This window comes from Rhodoplanes azumiensis, from assembly GCF_042682915.1.
In the GTDB taxonomy this organism is placed as follows: Bacteria; Pseudomonadota; Alphaproteobacteria; order Rhizobiales; family Xanthobacteraceae; genus Rhodoplanes; species Rhodoplanes azumiensis.
In genome coordinates, this window is sequence record NZ_JBHUIW010000011.1 from 100,088 (window position 1) to 124,308 (window position 24,221).

Here is a 24,221-nt window from a genome sequence, read left to right on the forward strand (position 1 = left end):
CTGTTCGTTATCCGTCATCCGGAGGTGCGTGACCCGGCGGCGCTTCGCGCCGACCGGGCAAGCCCGCCTCGAACGATGAACGGCCAATGTCCGTCGATAGCGGACTGAAATGTCGTTTAGATGGACCGCCTCGAAGTCCGAGGCTGGTGCCCGTCGCCCTTCGAGGGCCGCCTTCGGCGGCCGCCTCAGGGTGACGGGTCGATGCTGTGCAGAAAGCTCACGCCGCCTTGGCGAGTGCCGCCTTGGTCTTGGCGAAGGCCCAGTCGAGCCAGGCGGTCAGGGCGACGACGTCGTCGCGCTCCACCGTGGCGCCGCACCAGATGCGCAGGCCCGGAGGCGCGTCGCGATAAGCGCCGAGATCGTAGCCGACGCCCTCCTTCTCGACCGCCGAGGCCAGCGACTTCGCGAACGCCGCCTGCGCGTCGGCCGGAAGCGCCGCGATCTCCGGATCGACGACCTTCAGGCAGACCGAGGTGTTGGAGCGGATCGCCGGATCGCTCGCCAGGAAATCGACCCACGGGGTCTTGGCGACCCAGTCGGCGATCGCCTGCGCGTTGGCGTCGGCGCGCGCGAACAGCGCCTCGAGGCCGCCGATCGACACGGCCCAGTCGAGCGCGTCGAGATAGTCCTCGACGCACAGCATCGACGGCGTGTTGATGGTCTCGCCCTTGAAGATGCCCTCGTTGAGCTTGCCGCCCGAGGTCATGCGGAAGATCTTCGGCAGCGGCCAGGCCGGCTTGTAGGTCACCAGCCGCTCGACGGCGCGGGGCGAGAGGATCAGCATGCCGTGTGCGGCCTCGCCGCCGAGAACCTTCTGCCACGAGAAGGTGACGACATCGAGCTTCGCCCAGTCGAGCGGCTGCGCGAAGGCGGCCGAGGTCGCGTCGCAGATCGCGAGGCCTTGGCGGTCGGCGGCGATCCAGTCGCCGTTCGGCACCCGCACGCCGGACGTGGTGCCGTTCCAGGTGAAGACGACGTCGTTCGACCAGTCGACCTTCGAAAGGTCCGGAAGCTCGCCGTAGCCGGCCGTCATGGTCGTGACGTTCGGCAGCTTGAGCTGCTTCGTCACGTCGGTGACCCAGCCTTCGCCGAACGATTCCCACGCCAGCATGGTGACGGGGCGGGCGCCGAGAAGCGACCACAGCGCCATCTCGACGGCGCCGGTGTCGGAGGCCGGGACGATGCCGATGCGATAGTCGGCCGGCACCTTCAGCACGGTGCGGGTCTGCTCGATGGCGCGCTCGAGCTTCGCCTTGCCGATCTTGGCCCGGTGCGAGCGGCCGAGCGGCGCGTCTGCCAGATTTTGGAGGGACCAGCCGGGGCGCTTGGCGCAGGGGCCGGACGAGAAATTGGGCACGCGCGGACGCGCGGCGGGAGCGTCTGTCATGGTGTCTACCCTTTCAGATAGGCGCCCCTCGGTGGGGAGGGGTGTCCCGCCGCCGGCAATATGAGAGACGACCGCGGGTGTCAACCCTCGGTCGTCGCGTTTTCGAGAATATTTGGTGTCTGGATGCCACGCGATGGCGTTCGCACACGACCCTCGCGATCACGGGAGACGGCGTGACGCCGCCCGCTCGCCGCGTTCAGAACTTGACACCGAGGCCGCCGCGCACGGTGTTGACCGTGACCTTCATGTCCTGGAAGTCGCCGAAATAGACGTACTCGTACTCGGCGCGCAGGAAGATGTTGGCCATCAGCGCGACATCGATGCCGAGGCCGGCCGAGTAGCCGAACCCCCAGGCGCCGGTGCGGTTGTCGGCGCGGGTCATCGGCGAGACCCGGTAGAGATAGTTCCAGTTCGCGTCGTAGACGGTCTCGCTCACCGTCGCGGTGCGCGTCAGGTCGGCACGGCCGGCGGCCACACCGATGAAGGCGTAGGGCATGAACCACGACGCCGCCCAGCCGCCGCGCAGACGCAGCGTGGCGAGATCGGTGAGGTCGATGCCCGCCCCGGTCGTCAGATTGACGCTGTGGATGTAGTTGTCGGACAACAGTTGGTAGCGCGACATCGTATCCGACGCCGTCGCCTTCTGGCCGATCCGCGTGTAGTTGAACTCGATGCCGAGCACCGCGTCGTCCCATTGCGCGTTGTAGCCGATGTAGCCGCCCCAGCCGGCGCCGGTCATGCCGTTCTTCGACGGGAGCGTCGTCCAACGCGACACGCCCATCTCGTTCTCCTCGATGGTGTTGCGCAGGATGTAGGAGACGAGATCCCCCGAGCCGTTGGAGAAATCGGCGTTGCCGGCCGAGTAGCTGACATGGCCGCCGAGGTAGACGCCCTGCCAGCGGAAATAGGTGGGCTCGCTCGGCATCAGGCCCTGGGAGCCGCGCAGGACCGGCATGTCGGCGGCGAACGAGGAGGTGCCGAGGGCGGCGAGGAGGAGGCCGCACAGGCCGACGCTACGCATGGGACTGACCCTCTGATCCGGACGGCCGCAACGCTCGCGGCCACAACCGATCATCGGGCATTAACCTTAATGTCGGGTTACCCGCGATGCGCGAACCCGGGCAAACTCATTGAAGCGGCGCGGTGCGCAATTAAAAAAAGTCGTTAACGAAATGAAAACGGCGCGGAGAAACGCTCCGCGCCGTTTGTCTTTGCCGGTCCGGTACGCGAGACCTTTTTCCGGTCCGGCGGAAGCTCGTTGTGCCGGGTCGCTCGCCCGCGGCTCAGCCCTTGCGCATCAGCGGCGGCTGATAGACCGGCTCGGGCGCGGAGAGCATCCAGCGCATGCCGACCTTCAGGTCGTGCGACGTGATCGTCTTGAAGTCGACCGGGTTGTTGTAGAAATTGCCGCCCGTGTAGTCGACGAGATCGCCGGAGGCGCCGTCGCCCAGATTCAGGTAGCGGTATGCGACCTCGAGCGTGAGACCGGGCGTCACCTTGTAGGCGAGACCGGCGTGCAGCGCCCAGGCGAAGTTCCACTTGCCGGTGTCGGCCCCGAAGGCCATGCCGGGGCTCGTCACGTAGCCGCCGGCCGCCGGTAGATAATAATAGGAGAGCGACGAATCAGCCATGTTGCTGATCCGGTTGTACGACGCGCCGATGCCGGCGCCGACGAACGGCGTCACGCACCACCAGGTGCCGAGATCCACATAGGCGTTGGCCATCACCAGCCATTCGGACTTGGTGGCCGTGAAGTTGTTGGCGGTCCAGCCGGGCTGGCCATAGGCCGAGAAGGTCTGGATGTCGGCGCCGTGGAAGTTCGCGTTGGCCCGATACTCGCCGATCAGGTCGGCGCGCAGCCAGCTGTTGAACTGATAGCCGACGCCGAGGCCGAAGAACGGCGCCGCGTCGAAGCTCTTGTTCTTGTTGACGACCGAGGTCACCTGCGGCTGATGATACAGCAGGTTGTCGATCTCCTTGACCTGCTGATTGCTGAACCCGATGTCGCCGCGCAGGTACCAGCCCGAATAGTCCTGGACCACCGGCACGGGCGGCGGGGCGAGGGGGAGATCGGCGGCGCCCGCGGCATTCAGGGAGAGAAGCACGGCCGACCCCGCGACTGCTAACAACTTCACGCTTGCCATGACATCGTCCTTCCGTGTGGCAGGGCGCGAGGACGCGACCCGACTGATCACTCACTGGCCAGGCGATGATGGCAACCAAGGGTTAAAGGCGACTTAACCCTAAAACTTAACCCTAACGGCGATCTGCTTTTTATGGTTTACGGCGTGTTAACGGAGGTATTTTGCCCGAACGATTGACGGGGGGTTAACGGAGGATGGCGGCGAGCGCGGCGACGGCGAGCTCGGGTGTCCGGTCGGTGCGTCGACGTCGCCGAGGTCTGGCGGGCGAGACGGTCGGCGTGCACGGCCACGGACCGGGGCGTCGCGGTGATCGCGCGGCGTCGCGGTGATCGACGCGGCGATCCTGTTCGGCGTCGTCACGCTCGGCAGCGACCGGCCGAGGCGGTCGGATCGGCGTGGCTCGTGGACGACGCGCCGCTTCGCCCACGGGATCCAGAAGCCCCCGCAACCGCAGGAGAAACAGGTCTGGACAAAACCGGAATCGCGGCCCCCCTGTCGCCGGTCGGATCCGTGACCCTTGGTCCCGGTTGCTCGGGTCGCAGCGCGTTACGCCGCACCCGGAACACGAGCCTTCCGGTCACCGGCGACGCCGGCGCGCCGTCGCGTTCACCACAGCCAGCCGCTGCGCTTCGGGCCGAGCTCGTCGATGCGGGCTTTCTGGGTCGCGTCGAGCGCGGCGTAGAAGGCGTCGAAGGCCGGGCGGACCAGGCGCAGCGCCTGGATCGCCGTGTCGAGCCGCTTCTCCATCATGGCGAGCTGCTCGGGCGCCGTCTGCAGGCGCGGCACCCGCTTCGGGCAGGCGGTCGCGAACAGGTCCGCCGCCTTGGCCGAGGCGGTCTTGAGGTCGTCGAGCGGCTTCTGCTGGGCCTCCGTCGGCTTGATCACCCGCTCGATCCAGGTCACCCGCCACTGGGTGAGACCGATGGAGCGCGAATCGCACAGCCGGCGCATGCCACCGGTGCCGAGCGTGCCCGGGCCGGTCATCACGCCGGGCAGCAGCACCATCCCGCGGGCGCCGCGCACCGGCTCCGGATAGGCGGGCGCCTGCGCCAGGGCCGGAGCCGCCGCCGCAAGGCCGAGCAAGCCGAGGCCGACCGCGAGACCGACGAGACGCTTCGTCGTCATGACACACCTCCTGCTTTTACGGTGACGAGTGTCGCGCGCACACGCGCGGCCATGTTGACATGCGTCAAGGGGCGTCCTGATCAGGCGGTCGAGCCCGCTCGCCGGCGAGGCGCGACCTCTCCGAGCGTTGCCTCGGTCCCACCTTATGGGAAATGCGCCAGGACCGCGGCGACTCGGGAGATTTCTGGTTTTCCACGGACCCGGATCAGATCTCGTGCGTTACACCGACGGCCATGACGGCTGACTCTTTCCGCCACCCTGAAGTGCCCGGCGAAGCCGGGCCTCGAAGGGCGACGGCATCGATCTCGGGCTTGCCCGAGATCGATGCCATTGAAGCCCAAGTCGGCAACACCGACTTGGGTGGCCGCGTCCTTCGAGGCTCGCTGCGCGAATACTCGCAGCGCGAGCACTCGCGGCGCGAGCACATCAGGCTGCGCGAGCACCTCGGGATGACGGGTCCAAGGTCCGGGGCCGTTGATGTTAACGGATCGCGCGGAAATCCGAACACGTCCTCACACCGATGCCCGTTCTCGGCGTGATGCTCTTCGACATTGCCGTGCGGCCGGAGCAGAAGGCGCGGGGTTCGTCGACGATCGAGGTTGCGAGGCCGGTGGGCCGAGGGATCCCGACGGGTACGGTCGCGCGGCGAGCAGGGTGCATGATGCGGAATCAGCGGGAACTGGACGATCTGTCGGTGCGCGCCGCCATGGCGACATGGCGTGCCGGCGAGGCGGCGTTCTCGGCCGAGATGCGAGCCGCCGCGGCGCTGACCCCGCGAACGTTCGATCGCTGGCTCGCCTTCCACGACCTCGCCGATCGCCTGCGCCCCGCTCAGCGCCGCCAGCTGCTCGCATTCCTCGACGACGTCGCGCGCCCGGCCTTTCGCAGTGCGGCGATGCCGACCTCCGAGGCGTTCGCGCGGCTCGACGAGATCAACTTCGACGCCGTGCGGGCCGGCATCACCACGGCCTCGCTGACGGGGCTGCTCACCCGCTTCGCCTGCGCCTGTGCACCCGCCGTCTACGCGCCGGCGACGCGACACGCGCGCCGCGGCATTCAGGCGATCGGGTACCGGCTGCCCGACATGAGCTACCGCAGCTACATGTTGGCCTTCATGAACGAGCACGCGCGCTTCGCCGATCGGGTGGCGACGATCGTGTTGTCGGCCGGCAGCGCGGCGGCGGAGCGGCCGGTGATGCCGCTCGATCTCCTGGTGATGCGGGCGCTCGACCGGCGGCTGATGCTGGCCGGCGGTTATCCGCAGGAGTGGCTCGCCGCGGTGATCGCGTCGGCGGAGTCGGTCGTGGCGATGCCGCGACCGGTCCGGGCCGCCGGCGGCAGCCGCGGCGTCGCGCCGCCGACGGGGCACGACCTGCTGCCCGGCGAGACCGCCGGCTGACGCCGGCGCCGTCCGGGCTCAGGTCTCGGAAGGGAGCACCGCGAGGCGCGCGTCGATCACCTGCCGGATCAGTCCGGGGAGATCCGCCGGCCGCTCGCACAGCGTCAGGGCTTGCGCGGCCGTGAGCTCCTCGGCGCCGCCGAATCCCCAGGTCACGCCGATGCAGTCGAGGCCGTTGGCGCGCGCGCCGTTCACGTCGTGCTCGCGGTCGCCGACCATGATGCAGGTCTCGGGATCGATGTCCTCGGTGCCGAGGCACATCGCGATGACGTCGGCCTTCTGGTCGATGCGGCCGTCCAGCGACGAGCCGTAGACGCGCTCGAAACGCGGCGCGAGGCCGAAGCGGGCGACGATCTTCTCGGCGAAGCCGACCAGCTTGGAGGTGGCGACGTAGAGGCGGAAGCCGTCGTCGGCGAGTGCCGCGACCGCCTCGGCCATGCCGGGATAGAGTCGGTTGTCGTAGAGGGCGCCGGCCGCGTAGTGGGTGCGGTAGTGCTGGAGCGCCGCCGCCGCCTTCTCGGGGTCGTCGAGCAGGAGCATGAAGCTCTCCCGCAGCGGCGGTCCGATGATCCAGGCGAGCGGCTCGCCGTCCGGCCACGGCTTGCCGACCTGCTCCAGCGCGAAGCGGAACGAGGCGTACACGCCGCCGGCCGGATCGCTGATGGTCCCGTCGAGGTCCAACAGCACGGTGCCGCGCGGGGCAGGGACGGACCCGCTCATGCGGGTCGCCCGGACGGTGCGGCGATCATCGCCTGGGTCAAGGCGCTCACGCCGCGGCGCTGGCGCCGGAGGCGGGGCCACCCGCGCCGGTGCCGACCTTCTCCGGATCGCTGTCGAAGTTGGAGATGCCGCCGTGCGCGGCCGACCACTCCGACGGTCCTTCGAGGAACGCCTTCACCTCGCGCAGCACGCCGGGATCGAAATGGCCGCTGGCGGTGGCGACCTCCAGCACGTCGCGCCAGGTGGCGAGGTGATGCAGCTCGACGCCGAGGTCGCGCATGTTGCCCGACACCATCGGGAAGATGTCGTAGTAGAACAGCACGAAGCAGTGGTCGACCGTGGCGCCGGCCTTGCGGAGCGCGTTGCAGAAATTCACCTTGCTGCGCCCGTCGGTGGCCAGATCCTCGACCAGCAGGGTGCGCGAGCCCGGCACAACCTCGCCCTCGATCTGGGCGTTGCGGCCGAAGCCCTTCGCCTTCTTGCGGATGTACTGCATCGGCAGCATCAGCTTGTCGGCGATCCAGGCGGCGAATGGGATACCGGCGGTCTCGCCGCCCGCGATGTTGTCGATCGACTCGTAGCCGACCTCGGTGAGGATCGTGGAGGCCGCGAAGTCCATCAAGGCGGAGCGCAGCCGCGGATAGGAGATGATCTTGCGGCAGTCGACGTAGACCGGGCTCGCCCACCCCGACGTGAACACGAAGGGCTGCGCCGCATTGAACTGGATCGCCTTGATCTCCAGCAGCATCTTGGCGGTCTGCTGGGCGATCACGCGTTTCTCGGTCGGGGGGGAAAACGTGCTCACGGGGTCCTCCGTCTCTGGCACCGTCATGAGCCGCGCGCGAAAACCGCCGGTCAGCCGTGGCTGCCGGCGTCGAGTTCAGTCTCGAGCATGAGCGCGACTCGGCTCTTATCGCGCCATGCGCCGGGCCGGTCAAGCGACTCGGCCCCTTCAGGAATTCCGGTTTCCCCAAGTTCTCCAAACAGCTTCGCGAGACGTGGCGGCGCCGCAGGGCGGCTCCGCGGCATCGCCGGCGGCATCGGCGACGGCCGCCGCCCTCCGCGCCGCAACCGATGGTCGGCCGGGTGCGGTCACGGCCCTTCGACCGCGAAGGCGTGCATCAGCTCGACGCCCTGTATGAAGTCGTCGAGGTCCAGGGCCTCGGCCGGATTGTGCGAGCCGTTGGCGTTGCGCACGAAGATCATGGCCGAGGGGATGCCGGCATTGGCGAACACGGCGGCGTCGTGGCCGGCCCCGGAAGCGAGCGTCTCGGTCGGCAGGCCGAGCTTCTCGGACGCCGCGACGAGCTTTCGCACCAGCGCCTCGTCCATGCGGGCGGGCTCGGCGTAGACGCGGTCGTCGAACTCGAACTTGACGTGGCGCAGGTCGGAGACGGCGCGGCACTCCGAGCGGAACAGCTCGTAGAACGCCTCCAGCGTCTCGAAGCTCTGGCTGCGCACCTCGAACGAGAAGGTGACCTCGCCGGGGATGCGGCTGATCGCGTGCTCGTTCGGATCGGTGCCGATCACGCCGGCCGTGACGACGAGGTCGAGGCCGCGCTCCAGGAGCCGCATCCAGTGCTCGTCGAGCCGCATGAGCAGATCGGCGACCGCGAACACGGCGTCGCGGCGCAACCAGCGCGGCACCGTGCCGGAATGGCCCGCCTCGCCGCGGCACATGATCGCGCGGTGGCGCAGGTTGCCGCGGATGCCGGTCACCACCGCGGTGGGAAATTTTCGCGCGAGCATCACCGGGCCTTGCTCGATGTGCAGCTCCACGAAGGCCCGGATCGTCGCCGGGTCGATCATCCGCTGTCCCGCCGCGGCCGCCTCGACGTCGATGCCGGCGGCTTGGAGCGTCTCGCGCAGCGTGCGGCCGGTGCCGCGGCGCTTCGCCTCCATGTCCTTCGGATCGAGCGTGCCGAACAGGAGGCGCGAGCCGATATTGGCGCGGCCGTAGAAGGCGCTCTCCTCGCCGCGCAGCACCATGGCGCGCACCGGCACGGGCGGACGTGTGCCGTCGGCCGCGATGCGGATCAGCGTGAGCAGGGCCGCGACGACGCCGGCGCCGCCGTCGAAATTGCCGCCCTGCGGCACCGAGTCGGCATGCGAGGCGAGCAGCAGCGCCGGCTTGGTGCCGTCGTCGCCGGGAAGCGACACGATCATGTTCTGGGCGGCGTCGGTCTTCACCTTGAGGCCGTGCCGCTCGGCGGTCTCGCGAAAGATCGCGATCGCGGCGTTCTCGCCGGCGTCGTAGCACTCGCGCGTGATGCCGACACCGTCGAACGACGCCTCGCGCAGGGCGTCGAACAGGTCGCGCGCGATGTCGCGCAGGCGGAGCGGCTCGGGCAGGCGGACCACGGCGGCGTCACTCATGGGACGATCTCGCTACGATACTCTGGTTGCGGCGGTCGTGATCACGAGGCGGCCTCGTGGGTGTCGACCGTCAGATCCGCGTCGTGGATCGCGCCGGTGAGCGCGGCGACGCGCGGGAATCCTTTTCGCCGGCAGTAGTCGACGAGGCCGTGGATCACGGTGAGCATCGCGGTCGGGCGCACGAAGGTGGCGGTGCCGACCTGGACGGCGGTGGCGCCGGCCAGCATGAACTCGACCGCGTCGGCGGCCGTCGCGATGCCGCCACAGCCGATCACCGGGATTTTGACGGCGCGGGCGCATTGCCACACCATCCGCACCGCGATCGGCTTGATGGCGGGACCGGAGAGCCCGCCCATCACGTTGCCGAGCCGCGGCCGCATCGTCTCGATGTCGATCGACATGGCGAGGATCGTGTTGGCGACCACGACGGCGTCGGCGCCGGCCGCCTCGGCGGCGCGGGCGACGCTCGCGATATCGCCCGTGTTGGGCGACAGCTTCACCCACAGCGGCAGCGCCGTGGCGCGCCGCATCTTCTCGACCACCAGCGCGGTCGGGCGCGGGTCCATGGCGAAGGCCTTGCCGTCCTCCTCGATGTTCGGGCACGAGATGTTCGCCTCGATCGCGGCGACGCCCGGCACGTCGACGTGTTTCACCGCGTCGGCGAAGGCGTCGGCCGAGAGCGCCGAGACGCTGACGACCAGCGGGGTCGGCACGCCGCGATAGAGCGGCAGCGTCTCCTCGACGAAGTGATCGAGCCCCTTGCTCGGGATGCCGATCGAATTGAGCATGCCCTGGCCGACCTCGCAGACGCGCGGCGTCGGGTTGCCGCCGCGCAGCTGCGGCGTCACGGTCTTCGTCACCAGCGCGCCGAGCGCCTCGAACGGCACGATCGCGCCGAGATTCTCGGCGAAGGTGCCGGACGCCGGCATCACGGCGTTGCGCAGCGTCAGGCTGCCGATGCGGACCGTCTGGTCGATCGTCTGGCCGGCGGCGATGCCTGTCGTCCCGCCCGGACCGGCGCCGTGGGGTGAGGCCGGGCCTACCATGACATCGCCTCGGCGAGCGGGAACACCGGCCCCTCGGTGCAGACGCGGCGCGCCTCGACGGTGCCGTCGACCGAGAAGTTGCGCACGCAGCAGAAGCACATGCCGAGCCCGCAGGCCATCTGCTGCTCGAGCGCGACCTCGCCCGGAATGTTCAGCTCGCGGCCGACGCGCTGCATCGTGAGCATCAGCCGGTTGGAGCCGCAGGTGTAGAACGCATCGGCGCGCCCCGCCGCGACGGCCTCGCGCAGGATCGCCTCGACATTCGCCGGATCGCTCGACCCGTCGGTGTCGAGCACGATGCGCACCGCCGCGCCGACCGCGGCGAAGCGCTCCGCCGACATCACGGTCGCGGGGCTGCGGGCCGACAGGATCGCCGTGACGCCGACGCCCTGCGCGGCCGCCGCCTCGGCGAGCGGCGCGAGCGTGGCGAGCCCGACGCCGCGGCCGAGCACGACGATGTGCTTCGCGCTCTCCGGAATCGAGAAGCCGACGCCGAGCGGGCCGAGCAGCCGCATGGTGCGGCCGACCTTGATCGAGGCGAGCGCCCGGGTGCCGACGCCCGTGACCTTGTAGAGGAACTCGACGCGGCCGCGCGCCGGGTCGGCGCCGTAGAGGCTCATCGGCCGGCGCAGGAACGGCTTGTCCTCGGCCGTGTGCGGGCATTCGAGATTGAAGAACTGGCCGGCCTTGGCGAGCGGCGCCGGGTCGGGCGCCTCCAGCACGAGGTGGCGGTATTCGTCGTTCAGCCAGACATGCGACACCACGACGCCGAGCACGTCGGCGACCGGGGGCGGCGCCGGCACGGGCGCCGCATGCGGATCGGGGGCGGTCTGCACACTCGATCCTGCCGTGCCGGACGGAGCTCCGCCAGTCCCTTGCGGCGTGCCGCCATGCGGGCCGCTCGCGTGCGGTCCGATCGTCGGCGGACCGGCGGCGGGTCGGATCGGCGGGAAGCTGATCGTCTGGCCCATGGCGCCCTTTCTGATCGGCTGCGGCGGTCGCGAGGCGGGCCGGGCCGAATCGTTTCGGCCGCCGCGGACCGGTGAATCTCACCGTCGCCGCAGGTCGGCCGACCGTCTAATTTCTGAGACTATCGCAGCGAGCGGTCGCGTTGTCAATCGGGGGCGCGACGCGCCGGAAATTTGTGACGGTAAAACAACGTTGTCGTGAATCGTCGGTGACACGACGCCGGTTTTCAGCGGAGCCGATGCCGACGTTCGAACGATCGAAATCTCTTTTTTTCTCCTCTTGTTGTGGTATCAACGGTGGTTTCTTCTCCGGGGGCGCCGTCGGCGCCCGCGCGTGCATTCGAGGGAGGGAACGCTCTTGGACGACCTGCTCACCTGGCTGAAGGCCCAGCACAACGGCCTTCGGACCTACAAGGATTTCCAGCAGAGGGTGCTGAACCTCGCCGGCTCCGATCGCGAGCACGTGGCGCTCTATCAGATCCTCGCGCTGCTGGTCGGCCGCTTCATCGATTCCTACGAGGAGCATCCGCTGACCGGCGACGTCGCCGACCAGGCCTTCGATCATCTCATCGAGATCACCGAGAAGGCGACCGCCTCTCTCGGGGCGGCGCCGGCCGACCAGCTCGCGACCCTCAACGCCATCGCGGCCGCCGATCTCGGTTGACCGGTTCGGTGACGCGCCGGCACCGGCCGGCCGCGCCCGATCCGCCACCGCCCTCATGCTCGGCACGAAAAGTGTGCCCGCGCGGGCACTGTTTCGAACCGATCTCGTGGCCGGAGCCCGGCGCCCCGGCCCTGTCCGACGTGACGGCCGGAAGCGTCGCGGTGATCCGCGGCGTGCGCACCGGGGCGCCACGTCGGGGCCATCCGCGGCGCGAGGCCGAGCCCGACGGGCCGGCGCGTCTGGCCGACCTCACGGCCGCGGGGCGCCCTCGCGGCCGACGGATCAGCCGCGCGTCGCATGATGGTCGAGGCTGCACGCCGCTCGCGCGTGTCGATCCCGAATGTCGATCTGGCGGAGCGCCGAAGCGGCGGCGGTCGCAATCGCGAGCGCATGCCCCGCGACGCGGCGCACTCGTCACGATCACGCCTGCCGAGGGGCAGGAAATCGGTGACCGCCAACTCCAGATCCGTGCCGGATCCTGGCAGGTCAGACCCGCGGTCCGACGGAAAACCGTCCTGTTTGACACGGTTTCTGCCGTAGTCTAAATTTTGATACAGCCTCCGTCCCGCATTCGAGTAAAGAGAGAGCCCCATGGCTTCACGGCGCCAATTCTTGAAACTCACGAGCGGTGCGCTCGTCGTCGCTGCGTCCGCCACCACGGTGTCGGCCCAATCGCCCAAGTACACGGCCAAGATCGCGCATCTCGAAGCCCCGACCCAGCCGCGTCATCGCGGGTTGGAAAAGGTGGCCGAGCTCGTCAAGGCGCGCACCAACGGCGAGGTCGAGTTCAAGCTGTTCCCGGCCTCCCAGCTGGGCAATGCGCGCCAGATGGTCGAGGGAACGCAGTTCGGCTCGATCGAATGCACGGTCATGCCGGCCGCCTTCCTGGGCGGCTTCAATCCGGTGGTGTCGGTGTTCGACATCCCGTTCCTGCTGCCCGCCGACGTCGCCAAGGCGAACGCGCTGCGCACCGGCCCGTTCGGCCAGTACGTCCTCGACACCTTCACGAATCGCGGGTTCGTCGCCATCGCGCTGTGGCCGAACGGCCGCAAGAGCCTGACGTCGAACAAGCCGATCAACTCGACGCAGGCCTTCAAGGGACAGAAGTTCCGCGTGATGGACTCGCGTATCCTGATCGAGCAGTTCGGCGCGGTGGGCGCGAGCGCCATCGCGATCCCGTTCGGCGAGCTCTACACGGCCCTTCAGACCGGCGTGGTGGACGGCGAGGAGAACCCGCTCGACACGATCTCCACCATGAAGTTCCACGAGGTCCAGAAGTATCTCGTGGTGTCGGATCACGGCGCCATGGAGGACTTCGTGCTGTTCAATCCGACCTGGTGGAAGTCGCTGCCGGAGGGGCATCGCAAGATCATCACCGACACCTTCATCGAGGTCCGCCCCGAGGTGGAGAAGATGAAGGCCGATGCGAAGATCGCCGCCCTGGAGATCATCAGGAATGCCGGCAAGACCGAGATCAGCGACCTGAGCGAGGCCGACCGCAAGGCCTGGGAGGCGGCGATGGTGCCGAAGTCGGAGGCCGCCTTCATCGCGCGCGCCGGCGCGGAAGGCCAGAAGGCGATCGAGCTGTACAAGGCCGAGATGAAGAAGCTCGGCGGCTGACCGGCGAGCGACGCGTCCGGCCCGGCGTCGGGCGCGTCGCGACCGTTCCGACAGTGCGCGGACATGACCGCCCCGAAGAGACGGTGAAGTAGACCAGCATGTTCGCTCGTGCACTGGATGCGATCCGCATCGTGGAGAAAACGTTCGTCGCGATCGTCCTGATCGCGATGTCGTTCCTGTATTTCGTCAATGTCATGGTCCGATACTTCAGCGCGGAGCTCGCCACCGAGCTGGCCTGGATCGACGAGGCGACGCTGTTCGGGCTCGCGTGGCTGGTCTTCGTCGGTCTGGGGCTGGCGCTGGAGCGGCGCCGGCACATCGCCATGACCGTGCTGATCGACCAGCTGCGGGGCTCGGTCGCCCGCCTGGTGCGGATCGCGATCAATCTGACGGGCCTCGTCTTCTGCCTGATCTTCACCAAGTTCAGCTTCGACCTCGCGGCGTTCATCTATCGGAGCGGGCAGATCAGTCCGACTCTCGGCACCACGATGCTGTGGCTCTATGCTCCGCTGCCGGTCGGGTTCGCGCTCCTGTCGCTGCGCTACCTGCTCGAACTCGCCGGCCTCCAGAGCCGCTTCCTGATTCGCGACGTGTTGCAGGATCACTGAGGTAAGCGCTCGTGACCGTCATCCTTCTCTGCGCCGTCGCGGTGATCCTTCTCGTGCTCGGCTTCGAGATGTTCCTCGTCATGGGGGTGCCGACCCTGCTGGCGTGGCTTCTCCTGTTCCCGTCGATCCCGCCGGTCGCGCTGGCGCAGAAGCTCCTCGGCGGCGTGAACGTCTCCACCCTGCTCGCGATCCCGTTCTTCATCTTCGCCGCCGACATCATGGCACGCGGCACGATCGCGAAGCGCCTCACCGATCTGGTCAAGACCAATCTCGGCCATGTCCGCGGGGGCATCGGGCACACGACGGTCGTCTCCTGCATGGGGTTCGGCGCCATCTGCGGCTCGGCGCCCGCGACCGTGGCGGCGCTCGGTCGGCTGTTGCATCCGGAGCTTCTGAAGGCCCGCTATTCGGAGACGTTCTCGCTCGCCCTGATCGCCTCGAGCGCGGAATGTGCCCTGCTCATTCCCCCGAGCATCACGCTCATCATCTACGGCTGGTTGACCGGAACGTCGATCGCCGATCTGTTCGCCGGGGGATTGGCGGTCGGCGTCGCGCTCGGCGTCGCGTTCATGATCTACGTTCAGATCGTCACGTGGCGAACCGGGGCCGGCCTGTTCCCGCGGGCGACGCGCCGCGAGCGCATGCTCGCCTTCCGCGACGGGATCGTCGCGCTGGGCATGCCGTTCATCATCCTCGGCGGCATCTACGGCGGGATCTTCACGGCGACCGAAGCCGCGGCCGTCGCCGTCGCCTATGCGCTGCTCATCGAGATGGTCGTCTACCGGTCGATCGGCTTCAAGGCCCTCATGGAGATCGCCGAGGGCTCGGCCATCACGGTGGCCGTCATCTTCATCCTGCTGGCGACCGGGTCGATGCTGTCGTTCCTCATCACGCTGGCGCAGGTGCCCGCCTTCTTCACGCAGCTGTTCGCGGCGTGGAACGTCGACTGGATCGCCTTCCTGCTGATCGTCAACGTCGTGCTGCTCGTCGCCGGCATGTTCATCGATCCCAATTCCATTCTGCTGGTTCTCGTGCCGACCTTCTATCCGGTCGCGACGTCGCTCGGCATCGACCCGGTCCATTTCGGCCTCGTCGTCTGCCTCAACATCTGCATCGGAATGATAACCCCGCCGTTCGGGCTCGACCTGTTCGTCGCGTCGTCCACGTTGCGTCGGCCCGTGGAGCTGATCATCCGCGGCATCTGGCCGTTCATCGCCGTCAATATTCTGGTGTTGATGCTCATCACCTATGTTCCCCAGATTTCGACGGGAATTCTGTCGATCGTCCGCTGAGGCTCACCACCGTCATCCTTGTCGAACGAGACGACCCGATCCCGGACACCAGCCGCCGCCGCATCGCGGCGGATCGCGGGGAGAACGATGTCCGACCACCTGGCCGAGATCGGCCGACGGCTGCGCGCCTATCGACTCGGCAAGAACCTCACGGTGAGCAGCATCGCCGAGGCGATCGGAGTGTCGCGGGCCGCCGTCTACCGGCTGGAGCGGGGCGAGCTCGTGAAGATCGAGACGCTGGAGAAGATCTCCGAGCTCCTGGAGACGTCGCTGCCGTCGCTGATGGGGGTGGGCGTCGAGTACTACGCCAATGCCGTGTCGTTCTTCGAGCGCATGCGCCAGCTCGAGGAGACCGCCGTCCACGTGCTCGGCAACTTCTCGCCGTTCTCGTTCCTGCTCCAGTCGAACGAGTACATGGAGCATCTGCGCACGATGCTGCTCGAGGCGATCCCCGAGAGCCATCGCGAGCCGGCGGCGGCGCGCGCCGAGGTCGACGCCGTTCTGGCGATCCTCCATGCCCGGCGGCGGGGCGCCGAGACCCGGCGCATCCCGGTGCTCAGCATCGTCTCGGCGCCGGACATCGAGCGCTTCCTGCGCTCCGGCCTGGTCGGCCGCTTCGATCTCCCGGACAGGGTGGTGCGCGAGCGTCGCGCGCTCGCCGCCCGCGAGATCGAGCGCTTCGCCGGCCTGCTCGAGCACCCGCCGATCGGCGTCCAGATCGGCGTCATCGAGGACCAGGCGCCGTTCCAGACCTTCCAGGTGTTCGAGGCGGCCGACACGGCCGCCGTCACGCTCAGCCCCTACCGGCTCGGCGACCACCCGAACATCACGTCCGGCATCGCCATGGCGACCGCGACCCCGGAGGCGGTGCGGCTGTTCAAGACCATCATCACCGAGCAATGGGGCCGCGCCCGGAAGGGCGAGGCCGGCGCCCGCGTGCTGCGCACCGTGCTGGCCCGCGCGGCGGGGGGATGAAGACCTCGGCGCCTATGCCACCACGCGGATCGCCGCCGGCCCCTCCTCGACATGGCCGATGCGGCTCGCGGCCGGGTAGCCGGCCTCGACGATGGTGCGCAGGAGCGCGTCGGTGCGCTGCGGGGCGCAGGCGACCAGCAGGCCGCCGGAGGTCTGCGGGTCGGTGAGCAGGTGGCGACGCCAGTCGGGCAGCCCCTCGGGGAGCGACACGGCCGTCCCGTAGCTCGACCAGTTGCGATGCGAGGCCCCGGTGACGCAGCCGGCCTGCGCCAGCGCGGCGGCGTGTGCGAGGAGCGGCACCGCCTGCAGCGAGGTCGTCAGCGTCACGCCGGCGCCGCGCGCCATCTCCATCCCGTGGCCGAGCAGGCCGAAGCCGGTGACGTCGGTGACGGCATGCACGGCCGGGTCGCGGGCCAGATCCGCGCCGATGCGGTTGAGGAGCGTCGTCGAGGCGATCATCTCGTCATAGGCGCCGGCGGGCAGCACGCCCTTCTTGATCGCCGAGGCGTAGACGCCGACGCCGAGCGCCTTGGTGAGGATCAGGTCGTCGCCCGGCTGGGCATCGGCGTTGCGGCGGACCTGCTCGGGCCGGCAGGTGCCGATCACGGCGAGCCCGTAGATCGGCTCCGGCGAATCGATCGAGTGGCCGCCGGCGACCGGAATGCCGGCCTCGGCGCACACGCTGGCGCCGCCTTTGAGGATCTCGCGGATCGTCTCGGGCGGCATCTTGTCGATCGGCATGCCGAGGATGGCGAGCGCCATGATCGGCCTGCCGCCCATCGCATAGACGTCCGAGATCGCGTTGGTCGCGGCGATGCGGCCGAAGTCGCGCGGGTCGTCGACCATCGGCATGAAAAAGTCCGTGGTGGCGATCACGCAGGTGGTCTCGTCGATCTGCCAGACGGCGGCGTCGTCGCCCGTCTCGGTGCCGACCAGGAGCTGCTTGAACGGTGCAGCGGCCGGCTGCTCGGCGAGGAGCTGCTGCAGCACCGAGGGGGCGAGCTTGCAACCGCAGCCGCCGCCATGGGCGAGGCTGGTGAGGCGGAGATCGTGCGCGTTCATGACAAAGCTCCGGAGTGGCGCGGGGCGGGGACGGCCGTGTCGCGCAGGGTCCGCCAGGCGGCGGCGAGACGATCGGCGGCGGTCGCGACAGCGGCGGTCGTGGTGGCGCGCCCGAGCGACAGGCGCACGGCGCCGAGGGCCGTGTCGGGCGCGAGCCCGAGCGCGAGCAGCACGGCGGACGGCGCCTCGCTGCCGGCGTGGCAGGCCGAGCCGGTCGAGGCGAGCACGCCCGGGCAGGCCTCCAGGAGCCGCCGGCCGGAGACGCCGGGGAAGAGCACGTTCAGCGTGTTGGGCAGGCGCGTGTCCGGATCGCCGACCAGGATCAGGCCTGGCACGGCCGCACGCAGCCGCGCCAGCAGCCCGGCGGCGAGCACGCGACTGCGGGCGGCGTCCTGCTCCAGCCGCGCGGCGGCGATCCGGCAGGCGGCGCCGAGCCCCACCACGAAGGCGACGTTCTCGGTGCCGGGCCGCCGCCCGTGCTCCTGCCCGGCACCGGCGAGCAGCGGCGGCAGATCGATGCCGCGGCGGACATAGAGGGCGCCGATGCCCTTCGGCGCGTAGAGCTTGTGGCCCGCGACAGTGAGGAGGTCGACGCCGAGCACATCGACGTCGACCGGCACCTTTCCCAACGACTGTGCCGCGTCGGCATGCACCCAGACGCCGCGGCCGCGGGCGGCCGGTGCGATCTCCGCGACCGGCTGCAGCGTGCCGATCTCGTTCTGGGCGTGGATGAGCGTGACCAATGCCGTCGTGTCGTCGATCGACGTGATCACGTCGTCGGCGGTGATGCGGCCGTCGCGACGCGGGGCGACGCGGCGCACGGGGTGGCCGTGGCGTTCCAAGAGCCGGCAGCACTCCTCGGTGGCCGGATGCTCGAATGCGGTCGTCACGACGCCGGGCCGCCCCTCGCGCGCCGCCGCCGCGCCGCGGATCGCCATGTTGGAGGATTCGGTGCCGCCGCTGGTGAACACGATCTCGTCCGCCCTCGCGCCGATCAGCGCGGCGACCTCGGCGCGCGCGGTCTCGACCGCGGCGCGGGCGCGCCGGCCGGCCGGATGCGACGAGGACGGATTGCCGAACTCCTCGCGCAGGAACGGCAGCATCGCGGCGAGCACGTCGGCGTCGACCGGGGTCGTCGCGTTGTGATCGAGATAGACCGGATCGTGCGGGGCGAGATCGGGCGAATGACGGGTCATGATGCGTCGGTCGATCGGGCTCGGTGCTGCTTGACGATGCGGAAGACGTAGAGGTCGCCGTCGATCTCCTGGCCGTCGAGCCGGTGGCCGGTCTGGGCGCAGAAATGCGGCACGTCGATCACGGTGAGCGGATCCGTGCATTCGAGCACCAGCGTGCCGCCGATCGGCACACGCCGCAGCGCCGTCTTGGCCTTCAGCACCGGCAGCGGGCAGGCGAGCCCGCGCAGGTCCAGGATTGTGTTGGTGGGGTTCGAGTTTTCTGTCACGGTGTTCGGCAGCGTCACTGCGTGGTCATGGCCGGGCTCGTCTCGGCCATCCACGGTCCTTGTGCCGTTCGGCCGCTCGTCCTGCCCGGGACGAGCCCGGGCAGGACGAGTCAGAGGGTCACGCGATCGCGTCACGCCGCCGTCGTCTCCTTCGCCCTGATCACGTAGCGGAAGCCGTCGGGGTCGAGACAGTCGAGGCGCTGGCTCGCGGTCTCGGCCTGCGGGTACATCAGGAAGCCGATCTTCGGTCCCCGGGCGCCCGGCAGCGCGAGGTCGTGCGCGACATTGTAGGCGAGCCAGTTGGTCTCCCACGATCCGAACAGCGCGCGCCGCGCCGCGACCACCTTGGGGTCGTCGATGGCGAGCTTGGTCGGCGGCTCCTCCAGCACGACCTTGCGCACGTCGGCAGGGTCGACCGGCACCCAGCCGAACGTCTCGAGCCACACCTCGGCGCGGCAATGCTGCGCCTTGGTGATCACCTCCGAGCCGGCGCCGAGGCTCTTGTAGCCGAACGCCGAAGGGGCGAGCCGGATGCCGTAGAGGTCGCGGGCCGGCAGGCCGGCGGCGCGGGCGAGCCCGACATAGAGGGCATTGAGATCGGCGCATTTGCCGCCGAGATTGCCGGTCTTCAGCATCGCGGCGATGTCGCCGATGCCGCAGCCGCGCGTCGCCGGATCCCGGAATGTGTTGTCGACGATCCACTCGTAGATCGCCTTCGCCTTGGCGATGTCGTCGCGCGCGCCGGCCGTGATCTTGTCCGCCGTCGCCTTGACGATACCGTCGACCGGAATGAGATCGGTGCCCTCGGTGTAGAGCGTGCGCTCGGCCGCCGACAGCGGGGCCGGGCGGGAGGGTGCCGCGAGATCGACGGCGCGGTCGCGCGTCGCGACCTTGCTGATCACCTCGACGAACGGCGCCGTCTCGCCCGCCGCCCATTCGACATGGATCATGCCGGCGCCGTACTTGGGATCGCGCACCAGAGCGGCCTTGCCGTTCGACGTGAAGGTCGTGTCGAGCGAGCGGAACCACGCCTCCTCGTCGACGCTCGGCACCGGAACCCAGGCCTGGGTGCGGCCTTCGGGCTTCGCGATCTCGAGTCGCGTCGTCACCGCGAAGCTGCGCCAGGCGCCGGGCTTCGGCGCGAACCCGGCAGGCGCGCCCTGAGCGAGGGCAAACTCGGGCAGGGTCGCGGCGGTCGCCAGGGCGGCGCCGGCCTTCAACACGTCGCGTCGGTGCATGCGGGTGTCCTCCCGTCGGGGGTTGTCGTGGCGAGCGCCACGAGGGGGGCCGTGATGGTCGGGTCGCGCCAGTCGAGGTCGCCTTCGGCGATCAGCCGCGGCGTCGACGTCGCGTCGAGCACGATGGTGGTCGGCAGCGCCGTGACGCCGAAGGCGCGGGCCACCGCGCGGTCGCGGTCGAGCGCCACCGGGCGTCGCCAGCCGACCTGGTCGGCGAAGCGCGTCACCCGGCCGTCGACCTCGCCGACGTCGACGGCAATCGTGATCAGATCGTCGCGGCCGTCGGCGAACGCCGCCAGCAGCGGCAGCTCGGCCCGGCAGGGATCGCACCACGTGGCGAAGAAATGCAGGACCACGGGGCGCCCGCGCAGGTCGTCGAGCGCGACGCGCCCGCCCGTGGTGGAGTCGAGCGCGATGCCGGCGGGCGCGGGACCGGTCCATGCGACCAGCCGCGTCTCGCTCTCCGCCGCACGCGCGGGCGCGATCGGATCGGCGCCGGCGGTGCCGACCATGCCGGCCAGACCGATGACGAGCCTGAGAAGGGATGCGGCAAACACGCGCGGTCTGCTGCGGCGATGCGAGGTGCCGGCCTGCTCGAGACGGTGCCATGCTGCCGACGGCACGCGGCCGCGATCCGGGGAAGCCGGCCGGCGGTGTCGTGATAAGGACGATGCGCCCCGGAACCCGGGAGCCGTGATCAGGATCACGCCGGCACTCTGCGAGACGCCCCGCCGCCGCGTCAACGAAATTCAAAGGCCCGTGTCACGGCCCGGCCCGCAGCGGCCGGACGCCGCCTTGTAAAGTCGTCACGACACTCGGCGCTCCGTCCTTGTGCAGTGCACGTCGATGATGCGTCGCACGCCGAACAATGCCGCGGAGCGAACTCTCGGTTCGATCCGGAAGCGTCGGAATCGCTTTGACTTTCGATCGCTTCCAAAATAGCGTTTTCACCGACCACCTGACTCGATGACCCGTCGAAAAAGCTGCGTCCCCCGCGCAGCTTCCAGAACCGTCCCCCGCGGGGGCCAACGTAACCAGGAGGGTAGCATTCCATGAACATGGAGCTCTCGCGGCGCGGCTTCCTGGCCGGCGCCGGCGCGGGTCTCGCGGGCACCACGCTCGGTGCGTTCGGCTTCGGCGACGTCGAGGCCGCGCATGCCGCGGCGATCCGTCCGTTCAAGCTCGCGAACACGACCGAGGTCCGCAACACCTGCACCTACTGCTCGGTCGCCTGCGGCATCATCATCTACTCGAAGGGTGATCTGAAGAAGGGCGAGAAGGCCGAGATCGTCGCCATCGAAGGCGACACCGACCATCCGACCAATCGCGGCACGCTGTGCCCGAAGGGCGCGGCGCTCAAGGACATCGTGCACGCCGAGACCCGCACGCTCTATCCGCAGGTCCGCAAGCCGGGCTCGACCAAGTTCGAGCGCGTCTCCTGGGATCAGGCGCTCGATCGGATCGCGCGCCTGATGAAGGACGATCGCGACCAGAACATCGTGGTCAAGAACAACGACGGCGTGACCGTGAATCGGTGGACCACCACCGGCTTCCTGGCCGCCTCGGCGACGACCAACGAAACGGCGTGGGCCACCTACAAGGTGGTGCGCAGCGCCGGCATGCTGGTGTTCGACAACCAGGCCCGTGTTTGACACGGCCCGACGGTGGCCAGTCTGGCCCCGACGTTCGGCCGTGGTGCGATGACGAATGCGTGGACCGACATCAAGAACACGGATCTGGTCGTCGTCATGGGCGGCAATGCCGCCGAAGCGCATCCTTGCGGATTCAAGTGGGTCACCGAGGCCAAGGCCAACCGTGGCGCCAAGCTGATCGTCGTCGACCCGCGCTTCACCCGCACGGCGGCGGTGGCGGACTACTACGCGCCGATCCGGCAGGGGACCGACATCGCGTTCCTGCTCGGCGTGATCAATTACTGCATCCAGAACGACAAGGTGCAGTGGGCCTACACCAAGGCCTTCACCAACGCGGCCTATGTCGTGAAGGAGGGCTTCGGCTGGCAGGACGGCCTGTTCACGGGCTATGACGAGCAGAAGCGCGACTACAACCGCGCGACCTGGGACTACGAGATCGGGCCGGACGGCTACGCCGTGGTCGACGAGACGCTGCAGCACCCGCGCTGCGTCTGGAACCTCCTCAAGCAGCACGTGGCGCGCTACACGCCCGAGCTGGTCGAGCGCATCTGCGGCACCCCGAAGGACAAGTTCCTCGAGGTCGCCAGGATGATCTCCGAGTGCTCGTCGCCGACCAAGACGATGACCTCGATGTACGCGCTCGGCTGGACCCAGCACTCGAAGGGGGCGCAGAACATCCGCTGCATGGCGATGCTGCAGCTCATCCTCGGCAATATCGGGGTGCGCGGCGGCGGCATGAACGCGTTGCGCGGCCACTCCAACATCCAGGGACTGACCGACCTCGGGCTCATGTCGAACCTGATCCCGGGCTATCTCACGCTCCCGACGGAGCGCGAGCCGAGCTTCGACTCCTACATGTCGACGCGCGGCTTCAAGCCCCTGCGGCCCGACCAGATGAGCTACTGGCAGAACTACCGGAAGTTCTTCGTGAGCTTCCAGAAGGCCATGTGGGGCGACGCCGCGACACCGGAGAACAGCTTCGCCTACGACTGGCTGCCCAAGCTCGACGTGCCGGCCTACGACGTGCTGCGCGCCTTCGAGCTGATGCACCAGGGCAAGATGAACGGGTACGTCTGCCAGGGCTTCAACCCCCTGCTGTCGTTCCCGAACCGCAAGAAGATCGGGACGGCGCTCTCCAAGCTGAAGTTCCTCGTGGTGATGGACCCGCTGCAGACCGAGACGGCACGGTTCTGGGAGAACCACGGGGCGAACAACGACGTCGATCCGTCGACGATCCAGACCGAGGTGATCGAGCTGCCGACCACCTGCTTCGCCGAGGACGAGGGCTCGCTCACCAATTCGGGCCGCTGGCTGCAGTGGCACTGGCCAGCCGGCTCGCCGCCCGGCGAGGCGCGGACCGACATCTGGATCATGGCGCAGATCCACCTTCGGCTGAAGGAGTTGTACCGCAAGGAGGGCGGCAAGGTTCCGGAGCCGATCCTCAATCTCGACTGGCGCTATAAGGATCCGGGCGAGCCGACGGCGGAGGAGCTCGCCAAGGAGATCAACGGGCGCGCCCTCGAGGACATCACGGATCCGAACGATCCGACCAAGGTGGTGCTCGCCAAGGGCAAGCAGGTGGTGTCGTTCGCGGCGCTGCGCGACGACGGCAAGACCGCGTGCGGCTGCTGGATCTATTCCGGCTGCTTCAACGAGGCGGGCAACAACATGGCGCGTCGCGACACCTCGGACCCGGACGACACCGGCGCGTATCTCAAGTGGTCGTGGTCGTGGCCGGTGAACCGGCGCATCCTGTACAACCGCGCCTCCGCGGACCTCCAGGGCAAGCCGTGGGACGAGAGCCGCAAGCTCCTGTGGTGGGACGGCGCCAAGTGGACCGGCTACGACGTGCCGGACATCGCGCCCACCGCCAAGCCGGACACCGTGATGCCCTTCATCATGAACCCGGAAGGCGTGTCCCGCCTGTTCACCCGGGCGATGATGCGGGACGGACCGTTCCCGTCGCACTACGAGCCGTTCGAGTCGCCGGTCGTCAACGTCGTCGCGCCGAAGGTGCGCGGCAATCCGGTCGCCCGCGTGTTCCGCAACGACTTCGAGCAGTTCGGCGACGCCAAGGAGTTCCCCTACGCCGCGACCTCCTACCGGCTCACCGAGCACTTCCACTTCTGGACCAAGCACGCCCACACGAACGCCGTGCTCCAGCCCGAGTTCTTCGTCGAGATCAGCGAGGAGCTCGCCCGGGAGAAGGGCATCAGGAAGGGCGGCACGGTGCGGGTGTGGTCGAAGCGCGGCAGCGTGACGGCCAAGGCCGTGGTGACCAAGCGGATCAAGCCGCTGGTGTGCGACGGCAAGACCGTCCACATCGTCGGCATCCCGCTGCACTGGGGGTTCACCGGCGCGGCCAGGAAGGGCTTCGGCCCCAACTCGCTCACCCCGTTCGTCGGTGACGCCAATATTGAGACGCCCGAGTACAAGGCGTTCCTGGTCGACATCGAGCCCGTCGCCGGGCCGGTCGCGTAAGG

General features: G+C 69.0%; 21 protein-coding genes. 7 read left to right on the top strand and 14 right to left on the bottom strand.

The window, feature by feature from the left end; all coding sequences use genetic code 11:
* Nucleotides 1–217 precede the first annotated feature (217 nt).
* The 4 genes from ACFSOX_RS11490 to ACFSOX_RS11505 all read right to left on the bottom strand — a co-directional run bounded on the left by ACFSOX_RS11490 (nucleotide 218) and on the right by ACFSOX_RS11505 (nucleotide 4,656).
* Nucleotides 218–1,387, bottom strand: a complete 1,170-nt coding sequence (locus ACFSOX_RS11490; RefSeq protein ID WP_378477951.1) for a phosphoserine transaminase — start codon at nucleotides 1,385–1,387, stop codon at nucleotides 218–220.
* Between the two features lie 196 nt (nucleotides 1,388–1,583).
* On the bottom strand, nucleotides 1,584–2,408 hold the full coding sequence (locus tag ACFSOX_RS11495) for an outer membrane protein (RefSeq protein ID WP_378477952.1): 825 nt from the start codon (nucleotides 2,406–2,408) through the stop codon (nucleotides 1,584–1,586).
* 262 nt (nucleotides 2,409–2,670) lie between these two features.
* Nucleotides 2,671–3,492 (bottom strand): outer membrane protein, encoded by an 822-nt coding sequence (locus ACFSOX_RS11500; protein ID WP_378477953.1) that lies wholly within the window; start codon nucleotides 3,490–3,492, stop codon nucleotides 2,671–2,673.
* Nucleotides 3,493–4,137: 645 nt separating this feature from the next.
* Nucleotides 4,138–4,656: a Spy/CpxP family protein refolding chaperone gene (locus ACFSOX_RS11505; RefSeq protein WP_378477954.1), complete on the bottom strand. Its 519-nt coding sequence runs from the start codon at nucleotides 4,654–4,656 to the stop codon at nucleotides 4,138–4,140.
* Between the two features lie 658 nt (nucleotides 4,657–5,314).
* Here ACFSOX_RS11505 and ACFSOX_RS11510 point away from each other — a divergent pair.
* Nucleotides 5,315–6,055, top strand: coding sequence for a hypothetical protein (locus ACFSOX_RS11510; RefSeq protein WP_378477955.1), 741 nt, complete (start codon nucleotides 5,315–5,317; stop codon nucleotides 6,053–6,055).
* Nucleotides 6,056–6,073: 18 nt separating this feature from the next.
* Here ACFSOX_RS11510 and ACFSOX_RS11515 read toward each other — a convergent pair whose 3' ends face one another.
* The 5 genes from ACFSOX_RS11515 to ACFSOX_RS11535 form a co-directional block, all read right to left on the bottom strand.
* On the bottom strand, nucleotides 6,074–6,775 hold the full coding sequence (locus ACFSOX_RS11515) for an HAD hydrolase-like protein (RefSeq protein WP_378477956.1): 702 nt from the start codon (nucleotides 6,773–6,775) through the stop codon (nucleotides 6,074–6,076).
* Between the two features lie 46 nt (nucleotides 6,776–6,821).
* Nucleotides 6,822–7,607 carry an orotate phosphoribosyltransferase gene (locus tag ACFSOX_RS11520; protein ID WP_111355768.1) on the bottom strand — a complete coding sequence of 262 codons (786 nt, stop codon included), beginning with the start codon at nucleotides 7,605–7,607 and terminating at the stop codon, nucleotides 6,822–6,824.
* Nucleotides 7,608–7,867: 260 nt separating this feature from the next.
* Nucleotides 7,868–9,151, bottom strand: coding sequence for a Zn-dependent hydrolase (locus ACFSOX_RS11525; RefSeq protein ID WP_378477957.1), 1,284 nt, complete (start codon nucleotides 9,149–9,151; stop codon nucleotides 7,868–7,870).
* Nucleotides 9,152–9,192: 41 nt separating this feature from the next.
* On the bottom strand, nucleotides 9,193–10,197 hold the full coding sequence (locus ACFSOX_RS11530; RefSeq protein ID WP_378477958.1) for a dihydroorotate dehydrogenase: 1,005 nt from the start codon (nucleotides 10,195–10,197) through the stop codon (nucleotides 9,193–9,195).
* On the bottom strand, nucleotides 10,191–11,033 hold the full coding sequence (locus tag ACFSOX_RS11535) for a dihydroorotate dehydrogenase electron transfer subunit (protein WP_378477959.1): 843 nt from the start codon (nucleotides 11,031–11,033) through the stop codon (nucleotides 10,191–10,193). Before ACFSOX_RS11535 ends, ACFSOX_RS11530 begins: the two co-directional genes overlap by 7 nt.
* A gap of 490 nt (nucleotides 11,034–11,523) precedes the next feature.
* On the opposite strand from ACFSOX_RS11535, the gene ACFSOX_RS11540 reads away from it, so the two are divergent.
* From ACFSOX_RS11540 to ACFSOX_RS11560, 5 genes are all read left to right on the top strand, one after another.
* On the top strand, nucleotides 11,524–11,829 hold the full coding sequence (locus ACFSOX_RS11540) for a hypothetical protein (RefSeq protein ID WP_378477960.1): 306 nt from the start codon (nucleotides 11,524–11,526) through the stop codon (nucleotides 11,827–11,829).
* Nucleotides 11,830–12,441: 612 nt separating this feature from the next.
* Entirely contained in the window at nucleotides 12,442–13,449 is a 1,008-nt protein-coding gene (locus ACFSOX_RS11545) for a TRAP transporter substrate-binding protein (protein ID WP_378477961.1), read from the top strand.
* A gap of 98 nt (nucleotides 13,450–13,547) precedes the next feature.
* Nucleotides 13,548–14,057 (top strand): TRAP transporter small permease, encoded by a 510-nt coding sequence (locus ACFSOX_RS11550; RefSeq protein ID WP_378477962.1) that lies wholly within the window; start codon nucleotides 13,548–13,550, stop codon nucleotides 14,055–14,057.
* A gap of 11 nt (nucleotides 14,058–14,068) precedes the next feature.
* A complete protein-coding gene (locus tag ACFSOX_RS11555; RefSeq protein ID WP_378477963.1) occupies nucleotides 14,069–15,349 on the top strand; it encodes a TRAP transporter large permease in 1,281 nt (426 codons plus the stop codon).
* Between the two features lie 87 nt (nucleotides 15,350–15,436).
* A complete protein-coding gene (locus ACFSOX_RS11560) occupies nucleotides 15,437–16,324 on the top strand; it encodes a helix-turn-helix domain-containing protein (RefSeq protein ID WP_378477964.1) in 888 nt (295 codons plus the stop codon).
* Nucleotides 16,325–16,336: 12 nt separating this feature from the next.
* Here the strand turns inward: ACFSOX_RS11560 and selD are convergent, their stop codons facing one another.
* The 5 genes from selD to ACFSOX_RS11585 form a co-directional block, all read right to left on the bottom strand.
* Complete coding sequence (gene selD, locus ACFSOX_RS11565; RefSeq protein WP_378477965.1) at nucleotides 16,337–17,386, bottom strand: selenide, water dikinase SelD; 1,050 nt, start codon at nucleotides 17,384–17,386, stop codon at nucleotides 16,337–16,339.
* A complete protein-coding gene (locus ACFSOX_RS11570; protein WP_378477966.1) occupies nucleotides 17,383–18,582 on the bottom strand; it encodes a cysteine desulfurase family protein in 1,200 nt (399 codons plus the stop codon). The genes selD and ACFSOX_RS11570 overlap by 4 nt, the downstream gene beginning before the upstream one ends.
* Nucleotides 18,579–18,866, bottom strand: a complete 288-nt coding sequence (locus ACFSOX_RS11575) for a sulfurtransferase TusA family protein (RefSeq protein ID WP_378477967.1) — start codon at nucleotides 18,864–18,866, stop codon at nucleotides 18,579–18,581. The genes ACFSOX_RS11570 and ACFSOX_RS11575 overlap by 4 nt, the downstream gene beginning before the upstream one ends.
* A 113-nt stretch (nucleotides 18,867–18,979) precedes the next feature.
* Nucleotides 18,980–20,086, bottom strand: a complete 1,107-nt coding sequence (locus ACFSOX_RS11580; RefSeq protein WP_378477968.1) for a transglutaminase-like domain-containing protein — start codon at nucleotides 20,084–20,086, stop codon at nucleotides 18,980–18,982.
* Nucleotides 20,065–20,643 (bottom strand): TlpA family protein disulfide reductase, encoded by a 579-nt coding sequence (locus ACFSOX_RS11585; protein WP_378477969.1) that lies wholly within the window; start codon nucleotides 20,641–20,643, stop codon nucleotides 20,065–20,067. The genes ACFSOX_RS11580 and ACFSOX_RS11585 overlap by 22 nt, the downstream gene beginning before the upstream one ends.
* A gap of 495 nt (nucleotides 20,644–21,138) precedes the next feature.
* Between ACFSOX_RS11585 and fdnG the strand changes: the two genes are divergently transcribed.
* The gene (gene fdnG / locus ACFSOX_RS11590; protein WP_378477970.1) at nucleotides 21,139–24,219 is read left to right on the top strand and encodes a formate dehydrogenase-N subunit alpha; all 3,081 of its coding nucleotides are present in this window, start codon (nucleotides 21,139–21,141) and stop codon (nucleotides 24,217–24,219) included.
* Nucleotides 24,220–24,221 lie beyond the last annotated feature (2 nt).

Excerpts from the sequence above, each read along its gene's own strand:
- ACFSOX_RS11490 (WP_378477951.1), bottom strand. The coding sequence starts at position 1,387 with ATGACAGACGCTCCCGCCGCGCGTCCGCGCGTGCCCAATTTCTCGTCC.
- ACFSOX_RS11495 (WP_378477952.1), bottom strand. The coding sequence starts at position 2,408 with ATGCGTAGCGTCGGCCTGTGCGGCCTCCTCCTCGCCGCCCTCGGCACC.
- ACFSOX_RS11505 (WP_378477954.1), bottom strand. The coding sequence starts at position 4,656 with ATGACGACGAAGCGTCTCGTCGGTCTCGCGGTCGGCCTCGGCTTGCTC.
- ACFSOX_RS11510 (WP_378477955.1), top strand. The coding sequence starts at position 5,315 with ATGATGCGGAATCAGCGGGAACTGGACGATCTGTCGGTGCGCGCCGCC.
- ACFSOX_RS11515 (WP_378477956.1), bottom strand. The coding sequence starts at position 6,775 with ATGAGCGGGTCCGTCCCTGCCCCGCGCGGCACCGTGCTGTTGGACCTC.
- ACFSOX_RS11520 (WP_111355768.1), bottom strand. The coding sequence starts at position 7,607 with ATGACGGTGCCAGAGACGGAGGACCCCGTGAGCACGTTTTCCCCCCCG.
- ACFSOX_RS11525 (WP_378477957.1), bottom strand. The coding sequence starts at position 9,151 with ATGAGTGACGCCGCCGTGGTCCGCCTGCCCGAGCCGCTCCGCCTGCGC.
- ACFSOX_RS11530 (WP_378477958.1), bottom strand. The coding sequence starts at position 10,197 with ATGGTAGGCCCGGCCTCACCCCACGGCGCCGGTCCGGGCGGGACGACA.
- ACFSOX_RS11550 (WP_378477962.1), top strand. The coding sequence starts at position 13,548 with ATGTTCGCTCGTGCACTGGATGCGATCCGCATCGTGGAGAAAACGTTC.
- ACFSOX_RS11560 (WP_378477964.1), top strand. The coding sequence starts at position 15,437 with ATGTCCGACCACCTGGCCGAGATCGGCCGACGGCTGCGCGCCTATCGA.
- selD (WP_378477965.1), bottom strand. The coding sequence starts at position 17,386 with ATGAACGCGCACGATCTCCGCCTCACCAGCCTCGCCCATGGCGGCGGC.
- ACFSOX_RS11570 (WP_378477966.1), bottom strand. The coding sequence starts at position 18,582 with ATGACCCGTCATTCGCCCGATCTCGCCCCGCACGATCCGGTCTATCTC.
- ACFSOX_RS11580 (WP_378477968.1), bottom strand. The coding sequence starts at position 20,086 with ATGCACCGACGCGACGTGTTGAAGGCCGGCGCCGCCCTGGCGACCGCC.